This is a genomic window from Aureibaculum marinum, from assembly GCF_003813905.1.
Taxonomy (GTDB): Bacteria; Bacteroidota; Bacteroidia; order Flavobacteriales; family Flavobacteriaceae; genus Aureibaculum; species Aureibaculum marinum.
Window position 1 is genome coordinate 49,909 of the sequence record NZ_RPFJ01000007.1, and the last position, 18,766, is coordinate 68,674.

Consider the following 18,766-nt stretch of genomic DNA (forward strand, 5'->3'; position numbering starts at 1 on the left):
TGACAAAGTCAGTCACATAAAATTATAATGACAACTTTACTCGCTAAATTGGTAACTTAAAAAGGCTTATTAATTGGTATAAGCTTACTAATTTGAACAATAAAAATGATTGAGTTTTTTTAGACATTCGATATCTTTACTTATCTTGCATTTTTTAAAACGATTACTAAAATGTACAATTCAAAAATAACAGGACTAGGCTTTTATGTACCTGACAATGTAGTTACTAATAATGATCTTTCTAAAATTATGGACACTAATGATGAGTGGATACAAGAAAGAACTGGTATAAAAGAACGTAGATGGATTCCTAAAAACAGTGAAGACACCTCAGCTACTATGGGAGCTAAAGCAGCTAAAATAGCCATTGAACGTTCTGGGTTAACTAAAGATGATATCGATTTTATTGTATTTGCAACATTAAGTCCTGACTATTATTTTCCTGGCTGTGGAGTACAAATTCAGGCTATGTTAGACATGAAAACTGTTGGTGCCATAGATATTAGAAATCAATGTTCTGGATTTATATATGCACTTTCTACTGCTGACCAATTTATAAAAACAGGAATGTATAAAAACATTTTGGTAATTGGTGCAGAATATCACTCTAATGGGTTAGATAAAACTACACGTGGTCGAGGTGTATCAGTAATTTTTGGTGACGGTGCTGGAGCTTGCGTGTTGTCAAGAACCGAAGACAATAACAAGGGTATTTTATCTTCTCATTTACATAGTGAAGGTAAATATGCCGATAAATTAATTGTAAAATCACCAAGTATAAAACATTGGGTTCCTGAAATTATAGCCTCAACAGAAGAAGACACTTCTTATTTTCCATATATGGATGGTACTTTTGTGTTTAAAAATGCAGTTGTTCGGTTTAGTGAAGTAATCATGGAGGGGTTAAAAACCAATAACCTATCCCCTTCTGATATTGATATGCTTATACCTCATCAAGCTAACTTAAGAATCTCTCAGTTTATTCAAAAGAAATTTCAATTAAAGGATGAACAGGTTTATAATAATATTATGAATTATGGTAATACAACTGCTGCCTCAATTATAATTGCCTTAACAGAAGCTTACGAAAAAGGAAAAATAAAAGATAACGATTTGGTTGTACTTGCAGCCTTCGGTAGTGGTTTTACCTGGGGTAGTGTAATTATCAGATGGTAATAGAAAAAAAAAGAAACTTTACTTTTAAATTTTCATCGTAATATTTTATAAAATAAAAGTCATAAATTATTACGATGAAAATTGATTTAGAAAAAAACTACTAATAATCTAATGATGTTATATACTCTAGTTTAGTTTTCCACAATTCTAATTGATCATTATAATTTTTAATATTATTCTGAACTCCTTTTAAAAGTGGATTATCAGAATCTGTATTTGCAAAGAAGCCCATATTGTTTTCCAATTGTTGAATTTCTCGTGTAATTTCATCTATCTTTTTTCTTACAAATAATTGCTCATTATCAAGTTTTCTATAATTGTTAGTTTCTACATAATTATCAACCATATTTTTAAATTTTAACATGGCGATTTCCTTTTCATCCATATCTAACTTTCCATATAAAGAATTTATTACTTTTTGAAACTTGGCCTCAACATGCTGCATATTATGTGGTAAAGTTTCCTGTTTATTCCAATCCTCAATATAGGAATTAATAACCTCTAAACTCAAAGATTCATTTTTGTCAGTTTGGCTTTTTAAGTTTTCTAGTAATTCTTTCTTTTTATTAAAAGCTTCTATTTGCTCTTTATTTGCTTCATCTTGTTTGCCATGTAACCTATCAAAGTAATAATTACATGCATCTTTAAATTGCTTCCAAATTTTATCGGAATATTTTCTTGGCACATGGCCAATTGTTTTCCATTCTGCTTGAATTTGTTTCATTATATCTGTAGTAGTATCAAAATCTTCACTATCTTTTAAAGATTCAGCTTTTTCTACTAATGCTTTCTTCTTTTTGAGATTATTATGTTGCTCAATTTTTACATTTTTATAATACGAATTTTTTTGCCTATTAAAATTACGAGTAGCTTCTTTAAATGCATTCCAAATTTTATCATTTTGACTCTTTGGTACTTTTCCAATTTTAAAGAATTGCTGCCTTAATGCTTCTAATTCTTTTATTTTTTGTTGCCAATATTTATGAGAGCTACTACTAGCATTATCAATTAAATTTCTAATTTTTTCAATAACCTCTTTTTTCTTTTCTACATTTTCTTCATACTTTGATTCTAATTCTTTTTGATGTTCATGCCTTCTCTCATGTATTTTTTTGGTAGCATTACTAAAACGCTCCCAAATTTCTTCACGATGTTCTCTAGCTACAGGTCCTACTTCTTCTTTCCACAACCTATGTAAAACTTGCAATTCTTTAAATGCAGCATTTAAATCAGACATTTCAACCAATTCTTCTGCCCTTTCTGCTAATTTTGTTTTTTCTTCTAAATTATGTTTAAAATCTAAATCTCTTAAATCATTACTTAAATGTAAAAGATCGTAAAAACGTTCTACATGATGTTCATACGTACGCCATGTATCATTATATTGAGCACTAGGTATTTTACCTATACTACGCCATCTCTCGCGAAGATTTTTAAATAACCCATACATGGTTGACGGGTCAGCATTCTCAATAAGTTCTTTCAATTCTTCAATTAACTCTAACCGTTTTGCTAAATTTTCCTTTTGCTCTTTCGCTATATTTTCATAGTAAGCTTCTCGCTTTGTTTTGTATTCAAAAAGTAAATCATTATAGTTAGATTTTACAGCCGGACTATAATAGAAATCAATTGCATTTCCTCCTTCAGCTATAAATGCTTCTTTTTTTTCAGCTAAAAGTTGACCAAATTTTTTATTAAAGTTCTTTTTGATGCTATCAACATCACTTTTTATTTCAGTTATAGACCCTGTTTTAACTAATTTTTGAAGTTCACTTACCAACCCTTCTAAATCTAATTTTTCATAATTAGTTTTCTTCTTTTTAACCTCTTCTATTTCATTATCGATCTGAGACACTAGTGGTTTTTCAGCTGTTTCAACTTTTTCTACTGTAACAGAATCATTATCTTCACTTTTTAAATCCTTTTCAGATATAACTTCTTCTTTTAACTCTTCCTCCTTTTCACCTTCTTTATCGTCAACAACTTTGGAAGTAATATCTTCTTCATTATTTGGTTCAACTGCTGATTCAGCATCCTGTTTATTAGAAGTTTCATTAATGACTACTTCTTTCTTTAGGACATTTTCATTTTCAGCAACGTTTTCATTTGATAAATTCTCTACTTCTGAATTATTTGATTTCTCGTCTAACATCTTTTTAAATGTTTAAGGTTCGCTTTTAAAATTAAAAGTGTTTAAAGATACTAATAGCTTTTTCAACTAACAAAACTATTTTTCTATATTTTAGATACATTTACAACACAAAGGTTGCGTAGCACACTGATTTACAATTGAATAAACCAACCAACCTTAAAAATAAGAAAAATAATAATTATTAACAAGTTAAAAATTTATGCGACATCAAGAAAACACTAGGTTAAAAACAGTGGAACGTAATATATTTTTAAAGCTAAAAGAGAAAAAAAACTACTACTTATTCCAAATTTCCCATGCTTTTTCTGCTTGTAATTCTAACATTTTTAACCCATTTATAATTGTTGCACCTTTTTGCTCACCTTTTTTTAAAAATGTAGATTTTTCTGGATTATAAATTACATCAAATAGTAAATGTTTATCACTAAGATAATTGTAGGGAATATTTGGACATTTATCAATATCAGGATAAGTTCCTAAGGGCGTACTGTTAATTATTAAAGTATAATCATTTATTACTTTTTCAGATATATCTTTGTAGGATATTTGCCCATCTTTTGGAGATCTCGAAACTACTAAATAGGTAATATTCAACTCTTTAAGAACATATAAAATGGCTTTAGATGCTCCTCCTGTACCAAGTACAAGTGCTTTCGTGTGATGTGGTTTAAGTAGAGGATTTAAAGATTCTCTAAATCCATAATAATCAGTATTATATCCTATTAATTGATTATTATTAGTAATTTTTATTGTATTAACAGCTCCTATTTCTTTAGCTACATTATCAACTTCTGTTAAAAACTGAAAAATTTTTTCCTTATAAGGAATTGTGACATTGAATCCACTTACTTCTTCCAAATTAATCTTTAAAAAATTGTCAATCGCTTGTAAATCAAAATTTACATATTGATGATTTTTCAATTTCAGGTCTTGAAATTTATTAGTAAAATAATGTCTAGAGAATGAATAGGAAATATTCTTACCTATCAACCCGAATTTCCTTATTTGTAGATTTTTTTCCATAATAATCAATCAGTAAAACAATTGAAATTCCCAATAAAACAAATGTTATTGCAATCCACGTCTCTGTTTCAGCAAAATTAGGAATAAAACGTTTATAATTTTCTATAACTTTTTCACCTTTAGAATCAAGTAAAAAATTACCATTATCTAATTTATATACCGCACGTTTCCAAGGCCAAACTATACCTAAAGAACCGCTTATAAATCCAATAATAATAGCTGTTACTAACTGATGCCATCTTTTTAAAACATAAGCTAAAATTTGTGACGTAAATACCAATCCAAAAACTGATCCTGCTCCAAAAACAGTAACAATTTTTAAATATCGCATTCTAACAGCATCTTTTAAAAACTCAAAATTCCCTTGAAAAACATCAACAATAGTCTGGTATAGCATATTAACAGAATCAACTAATAACAATACATAATTACCTAATAGTATTAAAATAAATGAGCCTGATAAACCCGGTAAAGTCATACCTGTTACACCAATAATACCGCAGAAAAAAACAAACAATAAATTGTCATTTTCTTTTGCTGGGTTCATAAAACTTATAGCAACCCCAACAATAATACCAAAAATAATACCTATAATATTTTTTGTAGACCAGCTTTCAATTTGTTTACTGATATAATAAATTGAACCGATTATCATGCCAAAAAATGCACTCCAAACAAACAATTCATAATTTTTTATAAAATAATCAAGAACTTGAGAAACACTGAAGTAACTAAATATACTACCTGCAAAAATTAAAGTTAAAAACTGAGCATTTGTATATTGATAGAAACTTTTAAAACGACCATTTAAAAGCAATTTTAATGCTTTACCATTAACTTTCTGTAACGAATAAATTAGCTCTTCGTAAAAACCTGCTACAAAGGCCACAATACCGCCAGATACTCCAGGCACTTTATTTGCAGCCCCCATAGCTAATCCTTTAATAAAAAGGAAAACTTTATCCGAAAAAGTACGCTCGTTCGCCATTTAACCAACCTTCACATTTGAAAATTTTTCTAATCCATAAATTACTGCAACTCCTACAATTGCCAAAACAAAAGCTCCTATTAATTGAGAATCTCCATTATAATTAAATGGTGAAATGCTTTCTTCTATAAAAGGTACCAGAACTCCTTTTGAATTCTCTCGCCATGTAAGCACTTCTTTCCAAGGCCAAATTTTATTTAAAGATCCGGCAATAAAACCAGTTAATACTGCTAAAGTAATATTTCTATATTTATTAAAAAGCCATTTTAACACTCTAGAAAAAGTTAACAACCCAACTACTGCACCAATTACAACTATGATTAATGTTTTTATATCTTTTTGATTTAAAGCTTCAATTACTGGTTTATATGCCCCCAATAATAATAAAATAAAACTTCCTGAAATTCCGGGTAAAATCATAGCACAAATGGCTAGTGCTCCTGATAAAAACAAAAACCACGCTGGCGTATCATGAGCTCCCATGGGTGGTAAAGTAGTAATATAATAGGCTACTACAGCCCCAATAAATAACATAATTATGGTGCCAACATTCCAGTTCTTAATTTGTTTACCTACAAAAAAGATACTCGCCAAAACTAATCCAAAAAAGAAAGACCATAGCAATATAGGTTCATTTTCTAATAAATATTTTATAAGTTTTGCTAATGATAGAATGCTAATTCCAACACCTAATAATAATGAAAACAAAAAATTACCATTCACAGATTTCCATGCTGCTTTTATACCTTTTGTTTTCAAAATCTTAAGAGTGTTAAAGTTAACACTGTTAATTGCCTCCAACAACTCTTCGTAAATCCCTGATATAAAAGCAATTGTACCACCTGAAACACCTGGAACAACATCTGCCGCACCCATTGCTACACCTTTAAGTGTGATGCCAATATATTGTTTTAAACTTCTCTTCATCTATTTCTAAAAATTAGCTCCAAATATAGTTAAATTGTTTGTAGCTATTTTTTTTATCTCTTTTTAAAGTAGTTTTCAAATATTTGTACATTTGCAATCTATCTAAAATTTGAATCACATGCAATATCGAATGACTATTATCATTCCCGTTTATAATGAAATTGACAATTTAGATAGGATATACTCTACATTTACCGATTATTTTTCAAAAAGTAAAACTAAAAGTAAAGTACTTTTTATTGATGATGGTTCTACAGACAATAGTTTTACTAAAATTGCTGAAATTTGTGAAGGAAATCCTGATTTTGAATATTTAAAATTTAAGAATAATTGTGGCCTAAGTGCTGCTATTAAAGCCGGAATTGACCATATTAAAACAGAATTAATAGGATATATTGATGCTGATTTACAAACAACTCCATACGACTTTGATCTTTTATTAGCTGAAATTGATAATTACCAAGCTGTTATTGGGTATAGAGGTAAACGAAAAGATACTTTAAATAAAAAAATACAGTCTGTAATTGCCAATAGCATTAGACGAGGATTAATAAATGATGGCATAATTGATACCGGTTGCCCCTTAAAAGTAATTCATACCGATGTAGCAAAAAAAATTCCTTTTTTTAAAGGAATGCACCGTTTTATTCCTGCACTGATATTACTTCAGAATGGTAAAATCAAACAACTAAGAGTTCAACATTTTGAACGTATAGCAGGTAAATCTAAATTTAATATTTTTAACAGGTCTTTAAAAGCTTTACGTGATACTTTTGCTTATAGATGGATGCGAAGTAGATATATTAATTATACTATAGAAAAGTCAAAAATCGATTCATGAGCGATTGGCTTTCATACAAATACTTTGTTTATATTATAGGTTTTGCAGCTCAAATTTTATTCTCTGCAAGATTGTTACTACAATGGATTCAATCTGAAAAAGTAAAAAAAGTTTTAACTCCTGAATTGTTTTGGCAATTAAGTTTAATTGCTTCATTTCTATTGTTTATTTATGGATGGCTACGTGACGATTTTGCCATAATGCTAGGACAATCATTAACTTATTTTATTTATATCAGAAATATGCAATTACAAGGTTCATGGAGAAAATTACCAAAATTTTTACGAGGTTTTTTACTTGCTTTTCCTTTTTTAATTGCTACTTATTCTTTTAATAATAATCAAATAGACATAGAACGTTTGTTTAAAAACGAAAACATTCCTTTTTGGTTATTACTATTTGGAAGTATAGGTCAAGTTATATTCACTTTACGATTTGTTTATCAATGGTTATATTCTGAACGGATAAAAGAATCAACGCTTCCTTTTGGATTTTGGATGTTAAGTCTTGTAGGCTCTTTAATGATTTTAAGTTATGCCATAATTAGAAGAGATCCTGTTTTATTTATCGGGCAATTATTTGGTTTTATTATTTATAGTAGAAATATTTACATACTTTTAAAACAAACGAAGTAAAAATCTTAACTAAAACATTCTCCAATGAGCTAAAATGCACTATTGACGAGAACACATTATTTAATTTAAAATAAAATGAAAGATAATTTTAATTTCAACATATTTCTAATTATTGCAGCAATAGCATTACTTATTAATGTTGGCTCATATGGCGTAATAGAAAGCAGTGATGCAAGGTATGCTGAAATTGCAAGAGCAATGTATGTTACTGGAGATTACTTACAACCAAATTTATTAGATGTACATCATTATCACAAACCTCCATTTACCTACCAAATTACAGCACTTGGTTATAAAATATTTGGAATAAATGCTTTTGGAGCACGTTTTTTTTTACAACTCGCTGTATTAATACAACTTATATTAGTTTACAAACTAACAAATTTATTATTCAACACTAAAAAAACCGCCTTGTGGGCGTCAATTATTTATTTTAGTTTCCCTCTAGTGTTAATTTCATCAAGAAACTTAACAACAGATGCATTTTTAGCAACTTTTGCTCTTCTCAGTATTTATACTTGGGTTAAGTATAGAACAACTGGATCTTTTAAATGGTTGTATTTTTTTACCATAAGTTTAAGTTTAGGTTTTTTAACCAAAGGACCAGTTATTTTTATTGTTCCTGTACTCTTTATATTATTTTATAATACTAAAGAAAAACCAAAAACATCTTTTTCAATCCATCACATACTAGCATGGACATTGTTTTTAACTCTTGCGTCTTCTTGGTTTATCTACTTAGGTGTACAAAACTCTTCATTTATTGATTATTTTTTAGGCAAACAAACTGCAGACAGATTTTCTAAAAATGCTTTTGGTCGAACAGAACCATTTTGGTATTTTTTAGCATTTGCTCCACTGGTTGGATTGCCTTGGTTTTTAGCCCTACTCTATCTTGTAAAAGATCAAAAAAAAGTTTTTAAGTTAAAAACCTTACATTTTGCATTATTAATGGCAGTAGTAATACCACTACTATTCTTTTCTATTTCCTCTTCCAAACGTATTTTATACATATTACCATTATATAGTATATTGGCTATATTAACCGCTCACTTATTTACAAAACTTGAAATATATAAAGTAAAAAATGTGAATGCTATTATTCTCATTTTTTCAGGATTAATACTACTTACTTTTATTATTGCCCCTTTTATAGATTTTGACATGGATATTCCTTATTATTTATCTATAGCGAGTGGTTTAATAATTATTTCAATAATTCTAATTTATAGGAATAAAAAAATTAACGCTAAAGAAAAACCTATTTATACCTCATTGCTAATTGCTCTGTTATTGGTAATAAGTAGCTCTATAATATTTAATAAAAATGAATTAAAAGTAAATGGGGTAAAACCAATAACAGATTTTATAAAACAGAAACGTTTAAATGATAGAGAAATTTTAGTTTACAACACCCGTAAACCTTCAATAGCATTTGGATTAAATAAATCTATTATTTCTTTATATGATGGTCATGAATCTTTAAACAGAGAAACTCAATTTGAACAAGATTTAAATTGGAAAAAACACCTTATTAACCTTAAAAATGACCAAGAATATAAATCACTATATAAACTTACCGCTCAACCCACAGTATTATTAGTTTACAAACAGAAAGTTCCAGAAAACTTACAATGGTTAATCAACAGTTACACTACTAAAAAAGAAATGGGAAAATGGACCATCTATTATTAGAAGCTTAAGAAATTGCAACTAAAATTTTAACATCCTCTAATTCAAAAACCGAAGGATACAATTCTTTAATTATGTAATGGTAATCGTAATCTAATTTTAGAGCTTTTTCTAACAATTCTAGTCCTAATACCTCCTGTTGTGAAAGTATATATAACCCTGCCAATCTATATTCAATTTCAGCAAAATCATTATAAAATTCACGAGCCTTTAATAATACATCAATAGCGTCTTTAAATTCACCTATAAAATGCAATACATCAGTTAAAGCAATAAAAATACCCAAAGCATAATCTTCTAAATCTAAACATTTTTGAAAACCTCTAATCGCTTCTTCAAAAAAGTTTAATTTCAAATTAATTTCCGCATATCTCAACCAATATACACTATTACTATCATCAATTAAAAGGGCTTTATTAATAAAATACAGAGCCTTTTGATAATTCTTATTTTTAATATATAAATCTGTTAAAGCCAACCAACCTTTATCTAACAAAGGATCTTCTTTAACAGTAATATTATAATACTTTAAAGCTTTTTTAACTTCTCCCATCTTCTCATAACAATTAGCAATTCTAAGATAGGTAAAAGAACTACCATCCTCTAAATTAATAGTTAATTGATAATTAGCGATAGCTTCCTCGTATCGTTTTAACTCTTCTAACGTTTTTGCTTTTTCAAGATATGCACCGATAAAATATTCGTCAATTAAAATAGAATAATCAAAAGCTTTTAAAGCTTCTACAAAATTATTTATCATAAAGTATTGACGACCTAATTGATGCCAAGCAATTTCACTGTAAGGATCTTTATTTATATAATCAACCAAATAATCAATTGCTTCTTCGTGCTGATCAAGCATATCAAAACAATAAATTACATTGTATAAAGCCGAATAGTCATCGAACTCTACCTCTAAGCATTTAGCAAAATGCAATCTTGCGGTATCAAAATCTTCTAAGTACAAATATTCCATACCAATCATCGAGTACACATCACCCTCATCTTCAGTATACAAAAGGGCTTGATTTAAAGCTACAATGGCTTCCTTATGCTTGTCTTTTTTAGATAATAATGAAGCTTTATGGAGAAAAACTTGATCATTTAAAGGGTCAATTTCCTCCAATTCCATCAAGAGTTGTTCAGCTTTATTTATTTTATCTTCATACAACAGTACTTCAACATAAGCCAATTTTAAAGCAACAGAATCAGGATGTTGTCTCAAGCCTAAATCTAAAGCCTTTTTAGCCAATGACATTTTACCAACATTCATATAGTGTATAATTATTTCTTCGAACTCTGTTGAGTCAAAAAAATATACACTATTTGTTTTTAACATTGATTCAAATTTAGATAATGGTATTTCATCATCATCATCATTTTGAAATGCGTGCATATAATCAGGTTTTCTTACAGATTTAAAATTAATGCAATCTCTTTTTTTATAAGACAAACAACACAAATGTTGTTAACAAAATAATTAACATGTTATAAACCGTTTTTTTTATAAAAAAATAATGTATTTTTGTGCTACAATCAAAGGTTTATACTGCTCTAATGGCAAAGAAGACATTACTTAACGCTAAAGATATTCACATTATACTTCACCGCTTGGCTTGTCAACTTATTGAAAATCATAATGATTTTAATAATACGGTTTTAATAGGTTTACAACCTAGAGGTATTTTTCTAGCGAATAGATTAACTGAAATTTTGCAGAACGACTATAAAATTTCTAATATAAAATTGGGGCAATTGGACATTACGTTCTATCGTGATGATTTTAGACGAAGAGAAGAGCCTTTAGCCGCAAGCAATACTTCTATTGATTTTATTGTAGAAGATAAGAATGTAGTTATCATTGATGATGTATTATTTTCTGGAAGAAGTGTCAGATCTGCATTAACAGCCATTCAATCTTTTGGACGTCCCGAATCTATTGAATTGCTAGTGTTAATTGATAGAAGATTTAGCAGACATTTACCTATTCAGCCAAATTACAAAGGGAGACAAGTAGATGCAATTAACTCTGAAAAAGTAAAAGTTTCTTGGCTAGAAAATGATAAAAAAGATGCCGTTTATCTATTAAGTAATAATTAGAATGAAAGCTTTAAGCACAGACCATCTGTTAGGAATTAAATATCTCAAAAAAGAAGATATTAATTTAATTTTTGAAACAGCAGACCATTTTAAGGAAGTAATTAATAGACCCATAAAAAAGGTACCTTCATTAAGAGATATTACTATTGCCAATTTATTTTTTGAAAATAGTACAAGAACTAAATTATCTTTTGAATTGGCTGAGAAAAGACTTTCTGCTGACATTATCAATTTTTCTGCTGGTCAATCATCAGTTAAAAAAGGTGAAACTTTAATTGATACAGTAAATAACATACTTTCAATGAAAGTTGATATAGTAGTAATGCGGCATCCAAACGTTGGTGCAGGTGTGTTTTTATCTAAACATGTAAATGCAAGAATTATAAATGCTGGTGATGGAGCTCACGAACATCCCACACAAGCATTATTAGATAGCTATTCAATTAGAGAAAAATTGGGTTCTGTAAAAGGTAAAAAAATTGTAATCATTGGAGATATATTACACTCTAGAGTTGCACTTTCTAACATATTTGCATTGCAATTACAAGGAGCAAAAGTTAAAATTTGTGGACCTACAACTCTAATTCCAAAATTTATTACATCTTTAGGAGTTGAAGTTGAAACCAATCTAAAAAAAGCATTAGAATGGTGTGATGTTGCCAACGTATTACGAGTGCAACATGAACGAATGGATATTAAATATTTTCCATCAATTAGAGAATATACCCAACTTTTTGGTATTGATAAGGCTTTATTAGATAGTCTTGGCAAGAAAATTGTAATAATGCATCCAGGGCCTATCAACAGAGGCGTTGAAATAACAAGTGATGTAGCAGATTCTGATCAATCTATTATATTAAATCAAGTAGAAAATGGAGTTGCTATTAGAATGGCAGTAATCTACTTATTAGCTCAACAAATAAAAAAATGATTGTAGAAAAAACTGAATTAGCAACTATTTTTAAAATCGAAAAATTATCTATTGATGATTTTTATTCGGATTTTTCAAAAAAATATGCTAACTTTAAAAACGAGAATATAATTATCGATTTTTCTAAACTTAAAAGGGTAGATATAGAAAATATCTTAGTATTTTTGCCGATTGTTAAAGAATGGAGAAATAATGGCATGTCTTTTGTTATTGTTTTAAATGAGATTGAGACTGATATCTTACCTGATGAAATGAATGTTGTACCCACGCTTGTTGAAGCAAAGGATATAGTAGAAATGGAAAATATAGAACGAGATTTAGGCTTTTAGCTTAAAAATATAATATGGGAAAAATTATTTTAACTTTAAATAGCGTATGGTAAAAAAACTACTTTTATTTATCTTATTGGTTTCACTTTCTTCATCTGTTCTAGCTCAACAGCTAGAAAAAAATAGCATTACCCAAGATACGGTAGCTGTGGTTAGTGAAATTGTAGCCTCACCCAATCCCTTTAGTGTTACTACTAAAGTCAAATTTAAAGCTCATGCTGTATTTGATATTGAATTTTCAGTAAAGGATTTAATTGGTAATGTGGTTCATTTTCAAAAATATACAACGAAAGTTGGTGCCAATTCTATACCGTTTTATAGAGATAAACTAGATTCAGGAATTTACATCTATTCAATTAAAACCAATACCGAAATAAAATCTAAACGTATTGTTATTAAATGAGCATTAGCTTAACTATATTGGGTTGTCATTCAGCCACGCCTAGAACCTCAGCACATCCAACATCTCAGTATTTAGAAATAAATAACAAGAGATTTTTGATAGATTGTGGTGAAGGCACTCAAGTACAACTTAGAAAATATAAAATTAAATTTTCTAACATCAACCATATTTTTATTTCACATTTACATGGTGATCATTTTTTTGGGTTAATAGGTTTAATTTCTACTTTTGGACTGTTAAATCGTAAAAACGATTTACATATTTATGCACCTACTGGATTAAAAGAAATTATACAACTCCAATTAAAAACTAGCAATTCTTGGCCACAATTTGATATTATTTATCACGAACTTAAAAATGACCAAAGCGAACTTATTTTTGACGATAACAAAGTAGAAGTTTATACTGTACCATTAACACATCGTGTTTATACAAATGGATTTTTATTCAAAGAAAAAATAGGAGAACGCAAATTAAATATCAATGCGATAAAGGAAAATCCAGAAATAGAAATTTGTGATTATCAAAACTTAAAAAATGGCAAAGATTTTGTAACAAAAAACGGTACAATTATTGAGAATAAAGAGCTTACTTTTGATCCAAATAAACCATTAAGTTATGCCTTTTGCAGTGATACTGTTTACAAACCGGAAATTGCAACTATTATAAAAAATGTTGACTTACTTTACCATGAGTCTACTTTTTTAAAAGACCGACAAGAAATAGCGGCTACTACAAAACACTCCACCGCCGAAGAAGCAGGTAAAATTGCCAAAAAAGCCAATTCTAAACAATTAATACTAGGTCATTTTTCAAGTAGATATACCAATTTAGATCTTTTTAAACAAGAAGCAGAAACCGTTTTTGACAATGTTGTACTTGCTAAAGAAGGCAAAATAATAACGGTTGACAATAAAACTTTTGCAACAGAATTAACTATTAATCAATAAATTAATAGCCATCTATAGATAACATTACTAAAGTACAAGCCTCTTCAGCTTTAATATTATTTTTTTCTAACTTTTCTAAAAACTCTTGATTTTCAGCACCTGGATTAAAAATAACACGTTTAGGATTTAAAGAAATAACATAATCGTAATAATCAGTTTGGTTTTTCGCATTTAAATAAAGGGTTACTGTATCAATATTATCAAAATCTGGTTTACCTGTTTCAATTGGTACTGGTCCCACTGACCCTGGTTGTATACCAAGAGCTTTTACTTCAATTGATTTTTCTAATAATCGCTTTATTGCAACGAACGAATATCTGCTGGGCTTGGTTGAAGCTCCTATTACTAAAGTTTTCTTATTCATAGTTTATTCAGATGTTATTTAATGCTAAAAGGTAAGCATTTTTTAACTTTTAATATCTTAGTAATGATGTTAATTTAATATTTAAGTACAATTTTTTCATTAACTCCATTTTTTTTAGGATATTGCAGCATAAATATTCAAAATCAACACCGATACTCATAAAATATCATAATTGACTAATTTGGAAAGTTCCAATTATATTAGTTTTTATAATATATATAATCTTAAAAAACAGATAAAAAAAGATGAATAAAAAGCTACTAACCTTGCTATTATTTTTTGTTCCTATTGCAATTTTTGCTCAAGAAAAAGGACTAGATGAACGTATTAATGATTGGTTTATGCCAAAAGCAGTATGGTGGGAAAACTTAATTTTAACTTCAATACCCATCGGCCAATACAATGTTCCAATAGTATTATTATTATTAATTCTGGGAGCAACATTTTTTACAATTTCTTTTAAGTTTCCTGCAATTACTAGATTTAAAACAGCCATCAATACTGTTCGTGGTAGGTATGTTGATATCGAAAAACATGGGGTTGATAAGTTATATGATAACGATGAAGCCTTAGATGTTGACGATATTAAAGATACTATAAGAGATGAAAGTGCTCATGGCGAAGTTTCTCACTTTCAAGCATTAGCAACAGCCGTTTCTGGTACTGTTGGTCTTGGAAACATAGCAGGTGTTGCTGTTGCCATAGCATTAGGTGGGCCAGGAGCAACATTTTGGATGATAGTTTGTGGACTTATTGGTATGTCAACCAAGTTTGTAGAATGTACTTTAGGTGTAAAATATAGAGATGTTGGTAAAGATGGTACTATTTATGGAGGACCGATGTATTATTTATCTAAAGGCCTAAAAGCACAAGGTTTTGGAGCTATTGGTAAAGTATTGGCAGGTCTATTTGCAATTTTGTGTGTAGGAGCGTCTTTCGGGGGGGGTAATGCTTTTCAATCTAATCAGGCAACTGTTCAAATATCGTCTCTAATAGGATTTCAAGGTGGTGCATCAGGTTTTATAATTGGTGTTATTCTAGCTTTTCTTGTTGGTATTGTTATTATTGGTGGAATTAAACGAATTGCAAAAATTACTGAAAAAATAGTGCCTTTTATGGCTGGTATTTATGTTCTTGCTGCTCTTATTATAATTTTTGCTCACTTTTCATATATCGGCGATGCTTTTAGTATAATTATCAGTGGTGCATTTGATCCTTATGCCGGACTTGGAGGTATTGTTGGGGTAATAATAGTTGGGTTTCAGCGTGCAGCTTTTTCTAATGAAGCTGGTGCAGGATCAGCCGCTATAGCCCACTCTGCCGTTAAAACAAAATATCCTGCGTCTGAAGGTGTTGTTGCTCTTTTAGAGCCTTTTATAGATACGGTAGTTATCTGTACAATGACTGCTTTGGTAATTATCTTTTTTAATATGGATGGTACTAGTATGCAAAGTGTTTTTGAATATGGTGCTGCAGGAGATTCTGGAAGTAGTGTTATGTTAAAATCTGATGGTACTTCTGTTGGCGGAGTTGACTTAACTACTATGGCTTTTGATTCTGTTATCCCTGGATTTTCATATGTATTAACTATTGCTATAGTATTATTTGCTTTTTCAACAATGATTTCTTGGTCATATTATGGGTTACAATCTTGGAAATACCTTTTTGGAAGAGGTAAAACAGCTGATATCGTTTACAAAGTATTATTCTTAGTATTTATAGTTATTGGAGCTGCTGCAACTTTAGATGCCGTTATTAAATTCTCTGATGCAATGATTCTAGCATTGGTTTTTCCTAATATGATTGGATTGTTTTTCTTATTCCCTAGAGTAAGAGAAGAAATGAAACGTTTTATTGATGCTATTAACATAAAAAAAGAAGCTCTAGAAGACGGACATGAAGACATCACAAAACATATGTAAAAAATAAATAATAAATGAATAATTTTAAGTCCCATTTCTGGTTTAACAAAAGCCAACGGAATGGGATTTTCTTTTTGGCTCTACTCATCATTATTCTGCAACTCACATCTATTTTTATAATCCCCTTGTTTGAAAACAACTCCTCATTAAATAACATTGAACTTAATAAGTTTGACAAACAAATAGATTCTTTAAAACAAATTAAAACTGCTGAAAAAGAGAACAATGGTACAAAAAAAATATACCCCTTTAACCCTAGCTTTATAACTGATTTTAAAGGATATCAACTCGGCATGTCTGTTGATGAAATTGATCGAATTCTAAAACATAGAGCAGATGGTAAGTATATTAACTCTGCCAAAGAGTTTCAAGATGTAACAAAAATATCAGATAGTTTATTAGCAGAAATTTCACCCTATTTTAAATTTCCTGATTGGATTAAAACTCCTAAAAACATTCCGCAAAACAAGAAAAATAAAACCGTTGCTAAAAAAGAAGACATTACTTCAATAAAAACTACCCAAACCCCTATTAAAATTAAGGATTTAAATACTGTAACGGCTAAACAATTACAATCCATAAATGGTATAGGAGAAAAATTATCACAACGAATTATTAGCTACAGAACTAAACTAGGTGGTTTTTTAATAGAACAACAATTATATGAAGTTTACTATTTAGATAAAGAAGTTGCTGATAAAATTTTAAAACAATTTAAAATACTTTCTAAGCCAGAGATAAAAAAATTAAATGTTAATACAGCAACATTTAAAGAAGTATTATCTATTGTTTATATTGATTATAAGTTAACCAAAAGTATATTTGAATACCGAGATCAGGTTGCAGAAATACAATCTTTAGAAGAACTTAAAAAAATACCCGACTTCCCCTTAGACAATTTTGACAGAATAGCATTATATTTGGAGGCTAAATAAGTCTTCTATTGACTGTCTTAAAATGAAAGTCAAAAAGTCTTTTTTATAAATTGAGATTAGTACTAGAATTTTCAGTTTAGATACTACATTTTTTGCAATTAGTATAGAATATTTCAGCTATAACTCTCAATTGAATAATTAAATAATCCACGATTATACATTTATACATATACTATGAATTTTGAATATTCTGAAGAACAATTACATATAGCCAGTGCGGCTAAAGAATTTGCTGAAAAATATATTCGTCCATACATCATGGAATGGGATGAAGCTCAAACATTTCCAGTATCCTTATTTAAAAAAGCTGGAGAAATGGGATTTATGGGGATTTTTATTCCACAAGAGTATGGAGGTTCTGGCTTAGGATATCACGAATACATTGCTATTATTGAAGAAATTTCTAAAGTAGATCCTTCTATAGGATTATCAATTGCGGCTCACAATTCACTTTGTAGTGGACATATCAACTACTTTGGTAATGAAGCTCAAAAGAAAAAATGGTTACCAAAATTAGCTTCTGCTGAATGGATTGGTGCTTGGGGACTTACTGAACACAATACAGGTTCTGATGCTGGAGGAATGAATACTACTGCGAAAAAAGATGGTGATTATTATGTTTTAAATGGAGCCAAAAACTTTATAACACATGGGGCTAGTGGAGATGTTGCTGTGGTAATTGCTCGAACAGGAGATAAAGGAGATTCTCGCGGAATGTCTGCTTTTGTTATTGAAAAAGGAACTAAAGGATTTACTTCTGGTAAAAAAGAAGACAAATTAGGAATGCGTGCTTCTGAAACTGCTGAACTTATTTTTGACAATTGTCGCGTACATAAAGATAACTTATTAGGCGAAGAAGGTAATGGATTTATACAAGCCTTAAAAGTACTTGATGGCGGTAGAATTTCTATAGGTGCATTAAGTTTAGGTATTGCCAAAGGTTCATATGAAGCTGCTCTAAAATATTCAAAAGAACGTGTACAATTTGGAAAACCAATTAGTTCTTTTCAAGGTATTTCATTTAAATTAGCAGATATGGCTACAGAAATTGAAGCCTCAGAATTACTATTACATAAAGCCGCTTATTTAAAAAATGCAGGTAAAAGTGTTACAAAAATAGGTGCAATGGCAAAAATGTATGCCTCTGAAGTTTGTGTAAAAGCAGCAAACGAGGCCGTTCAAATTCACGGTGGTTATGGTTATACTAAAGAATTTCCTGTAGAAAAATTTTATAGAGATTCTAAATTGTGTACTATTGGAGAAGGAACAACTGAAATACAAAAATTAGTTATCGCCAGAAATATTTTAAAATAGATTAAGAAGATTCTTTACGTTCAAAATATTAATCAGTGTAACTCTCATTGCTTAATAATTTGATTTGCTTTAGGAGCGTAAAAA

Annotated in this window: 18 protein-coding genes; 12 read left to right on the plus strand and 6 right to left on the minus strand. The window is 29.3% G+C overall.

Features of this window, described 5'->3' with window-relative positions; all coding sequences use genetic code 11:
* Positions 1–171: 171 nt before the first annotated feature.
* Positions 172–1,176 carry a 3-oxoacyl-ACP synthase III family protein gene (locus EGM88_RS06815; protein WP_123897234.1) on the plus strand — a complete coding sequence of 335 codons (1,005 nt, stop codon included), beginning with the start codon at positions 172–174 and terminating at the stop codon, positions 1,174–1,176.
* A 100-nt stretch (positions 1,177–1,276) separates the two neighbouring features.
* On the opposite strand, the gene EGM88_RS06820 is transcribed toward EGM88_RS06815, so the two are convergent.
* The 4 genes from EGM88_RS06820 to EGM88_RS06835 form a co-directional block, all read right to left on the minus strand.
* Entirely contained in the window at positions 1,277–3,328 is a 2,052-nt protein-coding gene (locus tag EGM88_RS06820; RefSeq protein WP_123897235.1) for a DUF349 domain-containing protein, read from the minus strand.
* A gap of 276 nt (positions 3,329–3,604) precedes the next feature.
* Entirely contained in the window at positions 3,605–4,351 is a 747-nt protein-coding gene (locus EGM88_RS06825) for a shikimate dehydrogenase family protein (protein WP_123897236.1), read from the minus strand.
* Complete coding sequence (locus tag EGM88_RS06830; RefSeq protein WP_123897237.1) at positions 4,308–5,339, minus strand: DUF368 domain-containing protein; 1,032 nt, start codon at positions 5,337–5,339, stop codon at positions 4,308–4,310. Before EGM88_RS06830 ends, EGM88_RS06825 begins: the two co-directional genes overlap by 44 nt.
* On the minus strand, positions 5,340–6,266 hold the full coding sequence (locus EGM88_RS06835) for a DUF368 domain-containing protein (protein ID WP_123897238.1): 927 nt from the start codon (positions 6,264–6,266) through the stop codon (positions 5,340–5,342).
* A gap of 118 nt (positions 6,267–6,384) precedes the next feature.
* Here EGM88_RS06835 and EGM88_RS06840 point away from each other — a divergent pair, with 118 nt between their 5' ends.
* The 3 genes from EGM88_RS06840 (at position 6,385) to EGM88_RS06850 (ending at position 9,437) form a co-directional block, all read left to right on the plus strand.
* The gene (locus EGM88_RS06840; protein WP_123897239.1) at positions 6,385–7,107 is read left to right on the plus strand and encodes a glycosyltransferase family 2 protein; all 723 of its coding nucleotides are present in this window, start codon (positions 6,385–6,387) and stop codon (positions 7,105–7,107) included.
* Positions 7,104–7,742: a lipid-A-disaccharide synthase N-terminal domain-containing protein gene (locus tag EGM88_RS06845; protein WP_123897240.1), complete on the plus strand. Its 639-nt coding sequence runs from the start codon at positions 7,104–7,106 to the stop codon at positions 7,740–7,742. Before EGM88_RS06840 ends, EGM88_RS06845 begins: the two co-directional genes overlap by 4 nt.
* Before the next feature lie 75 nt (positions 7,743–7,817).
* The gene (locus EGM88_RS06850) at positions 7,818–9,437 is read left to right on the plus strand and encodes an ArnT family glycosyltransferase (protein ID WP_123897241.1); all 1,620 of its coding nucleotides are present in this window, start codon (positions 7,818–7,820) and stop codon (positions 9,435–9,437) included.
* Positions 9,438–9,441: 4 nt separating this feature from the next.
* On the opposite strand, the gene EGM88_RS06855 is transcribed toward EGM88_RS06850, so the two are convergent.
* Positions 9,442–10,830, minus strand: a complete 1,389-nt coding sequence (locus EGM88_RS06855; protein ID WP_238988398.1) for a tetratricopeptide repeat protein — start codon at positions 10,828–10,830, stop codon at positions 9,442–9,444.
* Between the two features lie 161 nt (positions 10,831–10,991).
* On the opposite strand from EGM88_RS06855, the gene pyrR reads away from it, so the two are divergent.
* Genes pyrR through EGM88_RS06880 form a run of 5 tightly spaced genes read left to right on the plus strand, consistent with a single transcriptional unit; the run spans position 10,992 to position 14,147 of the window.
* Positions 10,992–11,534, plus strand: coding sequence for a bifunctional pyr operon transcriptional regulator/uracil phosphoribosyltransferase PyrR (gene pyrR / locus EGM88_RS06860; RefSeq protein WP_123897242.1), 543 nt, complete (start codon positions 10,992–10,994; stop codon positions 11,532–11,534).
* Position 11,535: 1 nt separating this feature from the next.
* The gene (locus EGM88_RS06865; RefSeq protein WP_123897243.1) at positions 11,536–12,465 is read left to right on the plus strand and encodes an aspartate carbamoyltransferase catalytic subunit; all 930 of its coding nucleotides are present in this window, start codon (positions 11,536–11,538) and stop codon (positions 12,463–12,465) included.
* Complete coding sequence (locus tag EGM88_RS06870; RefSeq protein ID WP_123897244.1) at positions 12,462–12,794, plus strand: ribonuclease Z; 333 nt, start codon at positions 12,462–12,464, stop codon at positions 12,792–12,794. The genes EGM88_RS06865 and EGM88_RS06870 overlap by 4 nt, the downstream gene beginning before the upstream one ends.
* Before the next feature lie 46 nt (positions 12,795–12,840).
* Positions 12,841–13,197, plus strand: coding sequence for a T9SS type A sorting domain-containing protein (locus EGM88_RS06875; RefSeq protein WP_123897245.1), 357 nt, complete (start codon positions 12,841–12,843; stop codon positions 13,195–13,197).
* The gene (locus tag EGM88_RS06880; RefSeq protein WP_203229442.1) at positions 13,194–14,147 is read left to right on the plus strand and encodes a ribonuclease Z; all 954 of its coding nucleotides are present in this window, start codon (positions 13,194–13,196) and stop codon (positions 14,145–14,147) included. The genes EGM88_RS06875 and EGM88_RS06880 overlap by 4 nt, the downstream gene beginning before the upstream one ends.
* A 1-nt stretch (position 14,148) precedes the next feature.
* Here EGM88_RS06880 and EGM88_RS06885 read toward each other — a convergent pair whose 3' ends face one another.
* A complete protein-coding gene (locus EGM88_RS06885; protein WP_123897246.1) occupies positions 14,149–14,511 on the minus strand; it encodes a CoA-binding protein in 363 nt (120 codons plus the stop codon).
* A gap of 245 nt (positions 14,512–14,756) precedes the next feature.
* On the opposite strand from EGM88_RS06885, the gene EGM88_RS06890 reads away from it, so the two are divergent.
* The 3 genes from EGM88_RS06890 to EGM88_RS06900 all read left to right on the plus strand — a co-directional run bounded on the left by EGM88_RS06890 (position 14,757) and on the right by EGM88_RS06900 (position 18,682).
* On the plus strand, positions 14,757–16,433 hold the full coding sequence (locus tag EGM88_RS06890; protein ID WP_123897247.1) for an alanine/glycine:cation symporter family protein: 1,677 nt from the start codon (positions 14,757–14,759) through the stop codon (positions 16,431–16,433).
* A gap of 14 nt (positions 16,434–16,447) precedes the next feature.
* The gene (locus tag EGM88_RS06895; RefSeq protein ID WP_123897248.1) at positions 16,448–17,368 is read left to right on the plus strand and encodes a ComEA family DNA-binding protein; all 921 of its coding nucleotides are present in this window, start codon (positions 16,448–16,450) and stop codon (positions 17,366–17,368) included.
* 174 nt (positions 17,369–17,542) lie between these two features.
* Positions 17,543–18,682: an acyl-CoA dehydrogenase family protein gene (locus EGM88_RS06900; RefSeq protein WP_123897249.1), complete on the plus strand. Its 1,140-nt coding sequence runs from the start codon at positions 17,543–17,545 to the stop codon at positions 18,680–18,682.
* Positions 18,683–18,766: the final 84 nt, after the last annotated feature.